The organism is Actinomyces sp. HMT 175 (assembly GCF_016694895.1).
In the GTDB taxonomy this organism is placed as follows: domain Bacteria; phylum Actinomycetota; class Actinomycetes; order Actinomycetales; family Actinomycetaceae; genus Actinomyces; species Actinomyces oris.
On sequence record NZ_CP068012.1, the window covers coordinates 1650654 to 1663739 of the forward strand.

Below are 13086 nucleotides of genomic sequence, written 5' to 3' on the forward strand. Positions count from 1 at the left end.
TCATCTCCTTCGGGTCGGGGCCAAACCGGGCTGGACTCGCTTGGCGTACTTCTTGTGGACTGCCTGACGAGAGACTCCAAGACAGGAGGCGATCTCGCTCCATCCCATGCCCGCGCGCAGAGCGGCCTCGACCTGCGCAAGCTCAAGGCTGTCCGTCAGTCGTCGCAGAGCCGCCACGGCTCGTAGCCCATCTTCGGGGCGAGTGGTGTCAGCAGCCTCAGTGGCTGCGGTGAGCGCATCCATGTAAGCAACTTAGGTTGACAGAACTACTTTGTCAACCTAGGTTGCTACTCATCTCCAACAAGGACATTCAGTCCGGAGGCCGAGCACCTTCTTCCACTTACGCCACACACCCACCACTGAGCCGACTCCCACACCCTCAGTTCCTGCTCGCCACAGACACTTCAGCAAGACCGACGACGCCGCGAGCGAAGTCAATGCGATCCTCCGTGGAGCTGAACTCGCCCGCCAAGGGGCCGTCGAGGAGCAGCGAGGCCAGGCCGTGCACACCGGACCAGATCAGGACCTCCGCCTCGACCTGAGCACCATCACCCATCACGGCCCTCGCCAGACGGGCCAGCTCATGACGCGCACGCTCACCGGCCTGCACCACCTCCGGGAAGCGCTCGGGATCGCAGACGTCGGGTCGGAACATCACCCGGAACACCCCGGGGTGACGTAGCGCGAACTCAACATAGGCGTTTCCCGAGGCCACCAAAACCGCATGCAGATCCGCACTTCCAAGCCCCTCGTGCGCCACAGCGAGCCTGTCCGCGAGCTCATCGAAGCCCTCACATACCAAGGCCGCCAGGATGGCCTCGCGGTTTGCGAAGTAGTGGTACGGCGCCTGGTGCGTACAGCCGGCACGACGTGCAACCTCTCGCATACTCAGGGCACTGGGGCCGGCTTCATCGAGGAGCTCCCTGCTGGTTCGCAGCAACTCGGAGCGTAGATCCCGGCCGCCGCGGCGCCCTGAGGCGCCTGTCGTTTCAGAGGTCATGGAAGGAGTCTAGAACCGAGCTACTAGACAGTGTCCAGTTGACTGCTATGCTGACTTGACACTGTCTAGTCATGGGAGGGGTAAAGGATGTCCTACGACGTCATCGTGATCGGTTCGGGTATTGGAGGCCTGACGACTGCCGGCCTGCTGGCGCGGGCCGCCGGCAAGCGAGTTCTGGTCCTGGAGCGGCATACGGAACCGGGCGGACTGACTCACACCTTCCGGCGTGACGGCGCATCCTGGGACGTGGGGGTGCACTACATCGGTCAGCTTGGCCCCGGAAGCCAGGGCCGCGCCTACTTCGACTACCTCTCTGGTGGCGAGCTGGAGTGGAACCGTATGCCCGACTCCTACGACAGGTTCGTCTACCCGGGCGTGGACCTGCGCGTCAGCAGTGATCCGCTTCGGTACGAGCGTGATCTGGTCGCCGCATTCCCCCAGGAGGCCAGAGCCATTCACCGTTACTTCCAGGATGTTCGCCGGGTGACACGGTGGGTGGCGCTGGGCTTCGTCCAGGGGATGGTCCCCCGACCTGCGGCCTCGCTGCTCAGGGCCGCTCAGCGCCTGGGAGGCCGGAGTGCCACTCAGACGACGAAGGCGTATCTGGATGCCCACTTCCGCTCCCCCAGGCTCAAGGCCGTCCTGGCCAGTCAGTGGGGGGACTACGGCCTGCCGCCGTCCCGATCGGCCTTTGCCGTGCACGCGATGATCGTCTCCCACTACCTCGAGGGCGGCTGGTTCCCCCGCGGCGGCAGCGCTCGGATTGCCCGCACCTTCGAGAAGGGCATCGAGCAGGCCGGAGGCGCGGTCCGCGTCGCTCAGGAGGTCACCGAGATCCTCACCGAGAACGGAGCGGCCGTCGGGGTCCGCGTCATGGACCACAGAGGCGCCCAGGTACGCGAACGCGTCTACCGCGCCCCGGTCATCGTCTCCGCCATTGGCGCCTCCAACACCTTCAACCGCCTGCTGCCCACATTCGGTGAGATCGGGCGGCGCACCGGGCCCGCACGCCGCACGCTGGAGCACCTGGGTACCGGCACGTCCGCAGTCACCGTGTTCCTGCGCCTACGTGAGGACCCGCGCCGCATCGGCATCGATGGTGGAAACATCTGGGTGAACCGGGACCTCGATCACGAGGGCGCACAACGGTACAGCGATTCGTTGCTCGAGGGGCGCCCTCACGACGTCTTCGTCTCCTTCCCCTCTCTGAAGTCCGGCGAGTCCCCACATACCGCCGAGCTCATCTCCTTCTGTGACGCGCGAGCCTTCCGACAGTGGGCCGAGCAGCCCCGAGAAAACCGCGGCCCCGAGTACTTCGCTCTCAAGGAGCGCATCGCCCAAGGCATGCTGGAGCTGGCTGAGAGCGCGGCCCCGGGGCTGACCGAGCTCGTGGACTACGTGGAAACCTCCACTCCTTTGACCTACGAGCACTACACCGCTCATCCCGCCGGGGCCTTCTACGGTCCTCCGGCCACTCCGCTGAGGTTCCGGTCCCGCCCCCTGGGGCCGCGCACGGCCGTCCCCGGTCTGTTCCTCTCCGGCCAGGACGCCGGGAGCGCCGGCATCATGGGAGCCATGATGGGCGGAGTCGCAGCCGCGTGCCAGGTCCTTGGGCCCCGTGGGTATCCCACCATCGCCTCCGCCCTGCGAGAGAGGCCCGAGGCTCCTGAGTCTCGAGCAGTGCACCCACTGCCCGAGGGCAAGCACCTCGCCACCCTAGTCTCCAAACGGCGTCTGACTCCCAGCGTGTGGGAGGCGGAGCTGCAGTTGGACGGCAGGATCGGCTCGTGGGCGCCAGGGCAGTTCGCCCGTCTGCACGTGGGCGATGACGCATGGCGTGACTACTCGATCGCGGGGCTGGAGGAGGATCGTCTTCGTCTGCTCATCTCCACCCGGACAGGCGGCCGAGGATCCCAGTTCATCAAGAACGCGGACACGGGCGCGCAGACAGTGGTGGAGCTGCCCCTGGGCGGTTTCGGGCTCGCCGACTCGGGCAGGCGCCGCCTGTTCATCGCCACCGGCACGGGGATCGCACCCATGCTGGCCATGTTCGCTCAGGCTGCCGGTCTGGAACGCGACATTCTGCTCTTCGGGTCCCGTCACCAGGAGGAGGACCTGACCACCAGGATCAGCTCCCCCTTGCCGGGGACCGTCGTGCGCTGTCTGAGCCGCCAGGAGGCTCCAGGCGCATTCCACGGACGAGTCACCCAGGCCCTCACCGCGCTCGCTCACGACCTCCAGCTCGATCCCGAGTGCACGGACGTCTACCTGTGCGGTTCAGCGGCGATGGTGGCAGACGCACGAGACGTGCTCGAGCACGAGGGCTACACGTCGGTCCTCACCGAGCCGTACTGAGCGCCGTGCGGTCCAAGCCCACCCCGAGTCCACCCCGATCATTGGCCGCGCGTCACAGGCGGGCGAACCTGCGGGTCATTTCACGGCTCGAATGTCGGCAACGCGCCACGGCTCCGGGACGACGATGAGCACGACCTGGCGGGGTGCGAGGGCCGGGACTGTCCGAGTTCCCGCAGGCCCCGAACGCGTTGAGGCGCTTTGAGACAGCGTCACCTGGACCGCTCTCGCGCCGGCCCACTGCTCCGCCGCGTCGTCAGGCAGCCTCACCTCAGCGACCTGGCTGACGGAGGTGTGCAGCTCCTTGACGCCTTCACCGGAGTCCGACAGGTCAGTGAGAACCTGAGTGTCGGCCCGCGCCGCGGGCGACCCCGGTACCGTCGTGGCAGCCAGAGCGACGGCATCGCCGGCCATGAGGGCCCGGTCTCGAGCCGCGGACAGTCCGACGACGACGCTGGCCACATCGACGCCGCCGCTCCCGCCAGGAGCCTGCGTCGACGCCGTTGCGACTGAGCTCCCGGCGACTAAGGGAGACGGGCTACCTGAAGGGATGGCTCCAGCGCGGGAGGAGGTCAGCGGCCGCGCCGATGCTGTCGGGCCGGCGGCCGCTCCGAGCGCCCACGCGGGCCTGTGCGACACCAGGGCCTTGGCCGACCCCCAGGCGGCCAGGCAGATGGCCACCAGCGCCACTGCCGTAAGTCCCCAGGCGCGGGTGCGTCTGCGCCCCGCTCCCGCCCTTCTCCCCCAGCGTATGGCCGCGGGCCCTCGCCCGGTGCGGCCGGCACTGCCATGGTTGTTCCGTGGCTCGCTCCTCGTCCTCGGCCGGCGGCTCGGTCGGGCTTTGGGCGTGAGCCTGGAGCCGACCGTGCGGGTCGGGGTGCGGGCTGCTGCTCGCAGGGAGCCGGCAGCCATGCGGGCGCCATCAGGCAGCTCGATGGGTGAGGCCTGCCCGAGCTGAGGTGCCCGGGCCGCCAGATCCCGTGCGGTGGGACGGTCTGCGGGCTCCTCGGCCAGGGCATCAGTCAGGATTCCCGCCAGGCGCCGGGAGGCGGTACCGCCCTGTCCCGAGCACTCGGTCAGCAGACGGGCCAGGGCGTAGACGTCACCGGCCGCGGAAGGCGGGGCACCGGCGAGGCGTTCCGGCGCGGCATACTCCTGCGTGCCCGTCTCCATGACGGAGCCCAGCAGGTCGACGAGGACCGGGTGCCCATCGGCGGTCACCAGGACGTTGCCACTCGACACGTCCCCGTGGGTCGCTCCGTGCTCGTGCAGGTAGGCCAGTGCCGAGCCCAGAACGTCCAGGAGCGTGGCCAGCGAGGAGACGTTCAGCCGTCCTCGTGCCCCCAGAACCACGTCGAGTCCCGCCCCGTCGACGAGGTCCATGATGACGCCCGCCCGATGCTCGGGCAGCGAGACCACCTCCCGCACGGTGACCAGGCCGGGGTGGCGCAGGACGCGCAGGTCGGCCAAGCGCCGCAGGACTATGGCTCCAGCACGTCCGTGGGGCAGGTCGACGACCCGGATGACCACATGGCGGCCCTGCGCATCGAGGCCACGGCGAGGGGCGCTGGGAGCAGTGGAGCGCCCCATGACCTCACCGATGGTGTAGCCCTGCTGCGACAGGGCGCCGAGCGCCGAGTCAGGGATGCTCGGCTCCGCGTCCGAGGGAGGCAGTGAGCCGGCGCGAGGGGCGCCCGCGCGGCGCGGCCGCAGTCGCCGGCGAGGTACGGGACGGCGTCGGGGCCGGGGACGGTGGGAGGCGCCATCTCCGGGGCGGTCGGCGGGGCGGGGGCACGTCGTCGGGCTCATGCACTCCATGGTCACCACGGCGCACCGTGATGACCAGCCCTTTCGACCGGCCTGTGGATAACTCGGGTTCGGGGGCCGGTTGTGGTCACGTAGACTGCACCCGTGCTGCGTGAGGACATGGAGCTCGGTTCCCGGCTCATCCCCTTCCATGAGGGCTGGCAGCGGCAGAGGGATGTTCACGGCGAGATCGTGGAGGGGCGCCGCCCCTCGACCCTTCTACTCGTGGAGCACGAACCGGTCTACACCGTCGGCAGGAGGGCCCACTCCTGGGAGCGGCCCAGCGCCGACGTCGTCGAGCCCGGTCACGTACCGGTGGTCGACGTGGACCGTGGCGGCAAGACCACCTGGCACGGGCCCGGACAGCTGACCGTATACCCGATCCTGCGCCTGGCCCAGCCCATTGACGTCATCCGCTACGTACGGGCCCTGGAGGCCGCCGTCATTGACCTGTGCGGCCTCTACGGACTGGAGACGATCCGTGTCGAGGGGCGCTCCGGGGTCTGGCTGCCGGCCGACCCTGAAGCCGCGGGCGAGGCGGATCAGCTTGCGCGCCCCGAGCGCAAGATCTGCGCCCTGGGGGTGAGGGTCGCCCGAGGCGTGACCATGCACGGGATCGGCCTGAACGTCGATCCCGACTTGGAGGCCTTCTCCCTGGATCGCATCATTCCCTGCGGAATCGACGACGCCGGAGTGACCTCACTGGCAGCGGAGACCGGCCGGCACCTGGCGACCGGCGCTCCCGCGGACGCCTTGGTATCCACCCTGGAGAGCCACCTGTTGCCCTTGGTGGCGGATGCCACGTGACAACAGGCCTTACTCCTAGGCCGGAGGTCCTAAGAACCTCGGGAGCGTACTAGACTCCCCGTAGAACCGTCGTCAGCGAGGAGAGGTAGACGTGAGCACCACCGTGGCCCCTGAGGGACGTAAGCTCTTGCGGGTTGAGGCGCGCAATGCCCAGACCCCCATTGAGTCCAAGCCCGACTGGCTGCGCACCCGCGCCGTCGTCTCCGACACCTACCAGGAGGTCCGCGGCCTGGTGCGGGAGAAGAGCCTGCACACGGTGTGTGCCGAGGCGAACTGCCCCAACATCTACGAGTGCTGGAATGACCGTGAGGCCACTTTCCTGGTGGGCGGCGAGATGTGCACCCGACGCTGCGACTTCTGCGACATCGCCACCGGACGTCCCACCGAGTACGACGTCGACGAGCCCCGGCGTGTGGCGGTCTCGATCAAGGAGATGGACCTGCGCTACGCCACTGTGACCGGGGTGGCCCGCGACGACCGTCCCGACGGTGGCGCCTGGCTCTACGCCGAGACCGCCCGCCAGGTGCACGAGCTCTCGCCGGGCACCGGTGTCGAGCTGCTCATCCCCGACTTCAAAGGAAACCCCGACGCGCTTGAGGACGTCTTCTCCTCGCGCCCCGAGGTTCTCGGCCACAACCTGGAGACGGTCCCGCGCATCTTCAAGCGGATCCGGCCGGCCTTCTCCTACCAGGGCAGTCTCGACGTCATCACGGCCGCCGCGGAGGCAGGACTGGTCACCAAGTCCAACCTCATCCTGGGCATGGGCGAGACCCGTGACGAGATCGAGGCGGCCATGTCCGCCCTGGTGGAGGCGCGTTGCGACATCCTCACCATCACCCAGTACCTGCGCCCCTCCAAGCTGCACCACCCTGTTGACCGCTGGGTCAAGCCCCAGGAGTTCGTGGATCTCAGCCGCCTGGCCGAGGAGATCGGGTTCGCCGCCGTCATGAGCGGCCCCATGGTGCGTTCCTCCTACCGCGCCGGCATGCTGTGGGGACGGGCCATGGTCAAGCGCGGCCGTCCCATCCCTGAGCACCTCTCGCAGCTCGCCGAGCCGGCCACCGCCCGCCAGGAGGCGTCGGCCCTGCTGGGAGCCCACCCCCACCTCGCCGCCGCCTGCTGAAGGCGAGGCGCGGGTCCCACGCAGCCGACCGGGTTCCCGTTGCGCACCGGCCTGCCACGCTGACGGCGAGAGCATGTGTGCCGGCGCACCAACGTCGTCTATGGTGTGCCCGTGAGTAGTGCCCAGTCCCCCCAGCCGAAGAAGAAGCGCCGGCTGGCTCAGTACCTTCAGAACATCAAGGACTCCTACACGATCTCGCGGCGGAGCTACCCGTGGATCGGATGGGTGATGCTGGCGGTGCTCGCCACCTGCCTCGCCCTGGGGGCCGCTGTCTCCTTCGGCTACGGACTGTCCCTGTGGTACTGGCTGATGGTGGGCATCCTCATGGCGCTCATGATCGACATGGTCATCCTGTCAGTCGTGGTGCGCCGCGCTTCCTTCTCCCAGATCGAGGGAATGCCAGGAGCGGCGAAGGCCGTTCTGGACCAGATCGGTCGGGGCTGGTTCGTGGAGCCCGAGCCCGTGGCCTTCACCAAGGACCAGGACCTCGTGTGGCGGCTGGTGGGACGCCCCGGTGTCGTTCTCATCGCGGAGGGACCCAGCACCCGCACCCGACGCATGTTGGCCGAGGAGGAGCGCAAGGTCCATCGGCTGCTGTCGACCGTTCCCATCCACACCCTTCAGGTGGGCACTGACGCCGGCCAGGTACGCCTGACGGACCTGTCCAAGACGCTGCGCCAGCTTCCAACCAAGCCCACGTCACTGACTGACAGCGAGATCACGCAGGTCTCCAAGCGCTTGACGTCGATGGCCGGCAAGAACCTGCCGATCCCCAAGCACATCGATCCTAATCGGGTCCGCCCCGACCGCCGTGCCATGCGCGGACGCTGAATCTCCGCCCCAGATCACCTCCTTCTCCCATGACACAGGGCCCTGCCGACTCGAGGAGTCCGGCGATCAACGGGCGAAACACTCAGGCAACACTGACGCCATTCCTTTGTCACGGTAACGTCAATATAGTGACTGCCGTCAGCCACAGTACATACGCGTGAAGTATGTGCGCCGTTCCCACCTGGAGGAGATATGTTCAAGGACGCATCCGAGGCACTGACGTTCATCGAGAAGGAGAATGTCGCGCTGGTCGATGTGCGGTTCTGCGACCTACCCGGCGTCATGCAGCACTTCACTATTCCTGTGGCCGCTTTCAAGGACGAGGCACTCACTGACGGCCTCATGTTCGACGGCTCATCAATCCGAGGCTTCACCGCGATCCACGAGTCGGACATGAAGCTGGTTCCCGACGTGACCACCGCCTTCCTGGACCCGTTCCGCGAGGAGAAGACCCTGGTCGTCAACTTCTCGATCGTCGACCCCTTCACGGACGAGGTCTACTCGCGCGACCCCCGCTCGATCGCCGCCAAGGCCGAGGACTACCTGCGTTCCACCGGAATCGCCGACACCTGCTACATCGGGGCCGAGGCCGAGTTCTATCTCTTCGACTCGGTGCGCTACGAGGCCTCACCGGCCGAGTCCTTCTACACCATCGACTCCTGCGAGGCGGCCTGGAACACCGGCCGCGAGGAGGAGGGCGGCAACAAGGGATACAAGACCGCTTTCAAGGGCGGCTACTTCCCCGTCTCCCCCAACGATCAGATGGCCGATATCCGGGACCGCATGGTCCGCACCTGCCTCGCCTCCGGACTGGAGATCGAACGGGCCCATCACGAGGTCGGGACCGCCGGACAGCAGGAGATCAACTACCGTTTCAGCTCTCTGCTCGCCGCGGGCGACGACATGATGAAGTTCAAGTACATCATCAAGAATGAGGCCTGGCGCAACGGCAAGACAGCCACCTTCATGCCCAAGCCGATCTTCGGCGACAACGGTTCGGGCATGCACACCCACCACTCGCTGTGGAAGGACGGCAAGCCACTGTTCTTCGACGAGCGGGGCTACGGCCAGCTCTCGGACCTCGCCCGCTGGTACATCGGTGGGATCCTGGCCCATGCCCCAGCGCTGCTGGCCTTCACCAACCCGTCGGTGAACTCCTTCCACCGCCTGGTCCCCGGCTTCGAGGCGCCGGTCAACCTGGTCTACTCGGCCCGCAACCGCTCGGCCTGCATCCGCATCCCGGTCACGGGCTCCTCCCCCAAGGCCAAGCGGGTGGAGTACCGGGTGCCGGATCCCTCCTCCAACCCCTACCTGTGCTTCGCCGCCGTCCTCATGGCCGGAATTGACGGCATCCGCAACCGCATCGAGCCCCGCGAGCCCATCGACAAGGACCTCTACGAGCTGGCTCCCGAGGAGTACTTCGACATCGACAAGCTCCCCGACAGCCTGGACGAGGCGCTGGAGGCCCTGGAGGACGACCACGACTTCCTCACTGAGGGAGACGTCTTCACCCCCGACCTCATCGAGACCTGGATCGAGTACAAGCGCACCAACGAGATCGAGCCGCTGCGGCTGCGCCCCCACCCCTACGAGTTCCAGCTCTACTACGACCTGTGAGCCGGTGACCCAGCTCAGACGGCGGCTCTGAGCCTCCTACGCACGAGGCTCAGAGCCGCCGTCGTGCTGTACGCCACCACCCCAGTTTGCATATCTATACTGCATTGCGGATATTCTTTCTCTGTCTTGATCCACTCCGAAGAGGAGATCCCACGATGAGGATCCGCCATCACGCCTCCCTCGGGCTGGCAGCCACCGCCTGCCTGGTCCTCAGCGGATGCACCAACGCCGCTGACTGGAACGCGAACCGGAGCTCGCAGATCCACTCCTTCGACACCTCGTCGATCCAGGCGCAGCCCGACATCATTGCCAAGCTCCCTCAGGGCGCCCTTGAGGACGGTGTCCTCGACGTGGCCGCCTCCACGGACTACGCGCCGGCCGAGTTCCTCGACCCCTCGGGCACGGCCGTGGGCTACGACGTCGACCTGACCAACGCGATCGCCGCCGTCCTGGGCGTCAAGGGCAAAGTGCACACCGCCGAGTTCGACTCCATCATCGCCTCGATCGGCTCGAAGTACGACGCCGGCATCTCCTCCTTCACCGTCACCCCCGAACGGACCGCGGAGGTCGACATGAGCGCCTACATCAACGTGGGCTCGCGATTCAACGTCCAGGCCGGCAACCCCAAGGGCGTCGAGACCTCCGACCACCTCAAGCTGTGCGGACGGACCATCGGCGTCCAGGTGGGAACCGCCCAGGAGACCACCATGCGCGACGCCGCCGACAAGTGCGCCCAGGCGGGCAAGCCGGTGCTGTCCGTACGCTCCTACTCCAAGCAGTCCGAGGCCACCACCGGCCTGGTGGGCGGCACCATCGACGCCACCTACTCGGACTCCACCGTGGCCGGCTACGCCGTCGAGCTGACCGATGGCCAGATCGTCACCCTCGGTGAGATCGAGGACGCCGCCCCCCAGGGGGTGGTGACCGCCAAGGCCGACCCCCAGTTCACCGCCGCGATCCAGGCCGCCGTCCAGTACCTCATGGACCACGGCATCTGGCAGAAGATCCTGGACAACTGGGGCGTGAAGGACGCCGCCCTGACCACCGCAGAACTCAATCCCGCAGTGAAGGAGTGAGCAGTGACCGCCTCACCCGCCTCTGAGGACGACAAGGTCGTCCTCAACAATCCCAAGCCCGTCCCCCGCCCGGGGACGTGGATCAGTGCCGCGATCGTCACGGTCCTGGGGGCCATGCTCATCCACGGGCTGGTCACCAATGAGAAGTTCCACTGGTCCACGGTCTGGTTCTTCCTGCGCGAGGTCCACGTGGTCAAGGCCGTCGGCTGGACGCTGCTGCTGACCTTCATGGCCATGGCCATCGGCATCGTGCTCGCGGTCACCACGGCGATCCTGCGCCAGTCCTCCAACCCGGTCCTGCGCTGGGTGGCGCTGGCCTACCTGTGGTTCTTCCGTGGCACCCCGATCTACACCCAGCTGGTCTTCTGGGGTGCGCTGTCCGCGCTCTACCAGAAGCTGAGTCTGGGCATCCCCTTCGGCCCCGAGCTGCTGACCTTCAAGACGACGACGGTCTTCACCCCCTTCGTCGCGGCGGTCCTGGGGCTGGGCATCAACGAAGGCGCCTACCTCTCCGAGATTGTCCGCTCGGGCCTGAACTCAGTGGACAAGGGCCAGAGCGAGGCCGCCGGGGCCCTGGGCATGAGCAGGGGCCAGATCCTGCGCAGGATCGTCCTTCCCCAGGCGATGAGGGTCATCGTCCCGCCCACCGGCAACGAGACGATCTCCATGCTCAAGACGACCTCCTTGGTGCTGGCGGTCCCCTTCACCCTGGATCTGACCTTCGTCACCAACTCCTACGCGTCGCTGACCTACCAGATCATTCCGTTGCTTCTGGTCGCGGCCATCTGGTACATCATCATCACCTCGATCCTTATGGTGGGACAGCACTACATCGAGCGCTACTACGGCAAGGGCTTCGACTCTGACAAGTCCTCCGGCTCCTCGGGCCGGGGCCTGTCGGCCCGTCAGCAGGCCATCCTCGATGCGCACACCACCAAGGACGATCCCTTCCTGGAGGTCACCCCATGAGCACATCCGCCCAGGCAGCAGCCGCCACGCCCAAGGTCGAGATCAGCGACCTGCACAAGTTCTTCGGTGAGCTGCACGTGCTGCGGGGCATCGACCTCATCGTCCCGCCCGGCTCAGTGACGGTGCTCATCGGCCCGTCGGGCTCGGGAAAGTCCACGCTGCTGCGCTGCATCAACGAGCTGGAGTCCATCGACGCCGGCCGGATCAAGGTCGACGGTGAGCTCATCGGGATGCGTGAGGTCGAGCGCAGGGGGCGCATCGAGCTACACGCCCTGTCGGACAAGGCCCGCGCCGCTCAGCGCGCCAAGATCGGGATGGTCTTCCAGCGTTTCAACCTCTTCCCCCACATGACGGCTCTGCAGAACGTCATGGAGGCACCGGTCCTGGTCAAGAAGACTCCGAAGGCCAAGGCCCGTGAACGCGGCATCGAGCTACTGGAGCGGGTGGGGCTGGGGGATCGCCTCGACCACTACCCCTCCCAGCTCTCCGGCGGCCAGCAGCAGCGAGTGGCGATCGCCCGGGCCCTGGCGATGGACCCCGAGCTCATGCTCTTCGACGAGCCGACCTCGGCCCTGGACCCCGAGCTGGTCGGTGAGGTGCTGCAGGTGATGCAGGACCTCGCCGCCTCCGGCATGACGATGGTCGTGGTCACCCACGAGATGGGCTTCGCCCGGGAGGTCGGCGACCAGCTGATCTTCATGGACGGCGGTGTCATCTGCGAGTCCGGTGACCCCGTCAAGGTCCTGGACGATCCCCAGGCCGAACGCACCCGGGCCTTCCTCTCCTCGGTCCTGTAGGGTCGGGCCGGTTCAGGAGGGGGCCTGGTCCCAGGCCCCGTCATCCCAGGAGGTCAGGCTCCATCCACCGCCGGGATCGCCGTCGACGACGGTGATCCCGGTGTTGTGCATGGGGCGATCGGCGACCCACAGCGGGTCCACGCCGCCTCCGGCCGCGGCCCTCAGGGAGGTCCACAGACGCAGCGCGGTGCCGTGGGAGACGAGCAGGGCCGCTGAGTCTCCCGCCCGTGCGGCCTGCTCGCAGATGCGGTCGATGGCCTCGTCGAAGCGCTGAAGCGTGTCGTGCCCGTCCTCCGGGGAGCCGGGGATGCGGCAGGCGGGGCGCCCCGCCATCCAAGCCCGGGTGGTGTCCACGTAGCAGGCCACCGAGCGCGCGTCGGTGTTCATCTCCAGGTCGGCGGCCAGAACCTCACGCAGTCCCGAGTCGACGGTGGCGCTCAGGCCGGTGGCGGCCTCGATAGGGGCGATGGTCTGCCTGGCGCGCAGGATCGGGGAGACCCACAGTGACCCCAGCCCCTGGAGCAGTCCGGCCTTATCCAGACGGTCCGGCAACCCGTCGGCCTGCCCCAGCCCCACCTCATCCAGGGGATTTCCGGGGAAGGCGGTGTCGAGTGCCTGCATGACATTGGCCTCGGTGCGACCGTGGCGTACAAGAATGAGCCTCACGGCGGCAAGTCTGCCAGGTTCGTAGCGCGGGGACCCACGACG

The 13086-nt window shown here is 67.4% G+C and carries 12 protein-coding genes; 8 read left to right on the plus strand and 4 right to left on the minus strand.

Annotated features, from left to right (window positions below):
• Together JJJ14_RS07015 and JJJ14_RS07020 are read right to left on the minus strand one after the other, a co-directional pair.
• Nucleotides 1-243, minus strand: coding sequence for a hypothetical protein (locus JJJ14_RS07015; RefSeq protein WP_201443700.1), 243 nt, complete (start codon nt 241-243; stop codon nt 1-3).
• 136 nt (nt 244-379) lie between these two features.
• A complete protein-coding gene (locus tag JJJ14_RS07020) occupies nt 380-1000 on the minus strand; it encodes a TetR/AcrR family transcriptional regulator (RefSeq protein ID WP_201443701.1) in 621 nt (206 codons plus the stop codon).
• An 87-nt stretch (nt 1001-1087) separates the two neighbouring features.
• On the opposite strand from JJJ14_RS07020, the gene JJJ14_RS07025 reads away from it, so the two are divergent.
• The gene (locus JJJ14_RS07025; RefSeq protein ID WP_101558091.1) at nt 1088-3355 is read left to right on the plus strand and encodes an FAD-dependent oxidoreductase; all 2268 of its coding nucleotides are present in this window, start codon (nt 1088-1090) and stop codon (nt 3353-3355) included.
• A 75-nt stretch (nt 3356-3430) separates the two neighbouring features.
• On the opposite strand, the gene JJJ14_RS07030 is transcribed toward JJJ14_RS07025, so the two are convergent.
• A complete protein-coding gene (locus JJJ14_RS07030; protein WP_233431518.1) occupies nt 3431-5161 on the minus strand; it encodes a serine/threonine-protein kinase in 1731 nt (576 codons plus the stop codon).
• Nucleotides 5162-5263: 102 nt separating this feature from the next.
• On the opposite strand from JJJ14_RS07030, the gene lipB reads away from it, so the two are divergent.
• The 7 genes from lipB (at nt 5264) to JJJ14_RS07065 (ending at nt 12378) form a co-directional block, all read left to right on the plus strand.
• On the plus strand, nt 5264-5965 hold the full coding sequence (gene lipB / locus JJJ14_RS07035; protein WP_101558090.1) for a lipoyl(octanoyl) transferase LipB: 702 nt from the start codon (nt 5264-5266) through the stop codon (nt 5963-5965).
• A gap of 91 nt (nt 5966-6056) precedes the next feature.
• Nucleotides 6057-7088 (plus strand): lipoyl synthase, encoded by a 1032-nt coding sequence (locus tag JJJ14_RS07040; RefSeq protein ID WP_009405909.1) that lies wholly within the window; start codon nt 6057-6059, stop codon nt 7086-7088.
• Between the two features lie 75 nt (nt 7089-7163).
• The gene (locus tag JJJ14_RS07045; protein WP_081296330.1) at nt 7164-7919 is read left to right on the plus strand and encodes a DUF4191 domain-containing protein; all 756 of its coding nucleotides are present in this window, start codon (nt 7164-7166) and stop codon (nt 7917-7919) included.
• A gap of 192 nt (nt 7920-8111) precedes the next feature.
• Entirely contained in the window at nt 8112-9536 is a 1425-nt protein-coding gene (glnA, locus tag JJJ14_RS07050; RefSeq protein ID WP_201443702.1) for a type I glutamate--ammonia ligase, read from the plus strand.
• Nucleotides 9537-9691: 155 nt separating this feature from the next.
• The gene (locus JJJ14_RS07055; RefSeq protein ID WP_201443703.1) at nt 9692-10612 is read left to right on the plus strand and encodes an ABC transporter substrate-binding protein; all 921 of its coding nucleotides are present in this window, start codon (nt 9692-9694) and stop codon (nt 10610-10612) included.
• Nucleotides 10613-10615: 3 nt separating this feature from the next.
• A complete protein-coding gene (locus JJJ14_RS07060; RefSeq protein ID WP_075379035.1) occupies nt 10616-11581 on the plus strand; it encodes an amino acid ABC transporter permease in 966 nt (321 codons plus the stop codon).
• Entirely contained in the window at nt 11578-12378 is an 801-nt protein-coding gene (locus JJJ14_RS07065; protein ID WP_141406899.1) for an amino acid ABC transporter ATP-binding protein, read from the plus strand. Before JJJ14_RS07060 ends, JJJ14_RS07065 begins: the two co-directional genes overlap by 4 nt.
• Before the next feature lie 12 nt (nt 12379-12390).
• On the opposite strand, the gene JJJ14_RS07070 is transcribed toward JJJ14_RS07065, so the two are convergent.
• Nucleotides 12391-13044: a histidine phosphatase family protein gene (locus JJJ14_RS07070; RefSeq protein ID WP_201443704.1), complete on the minus strand. Its 654-nt coding sequence runs from the start codon at nt 13042-13044 to the stop codon at nt 12391-12393.
• Nucleotides 13045-13086: the final 42 nt, after the last annotated feature.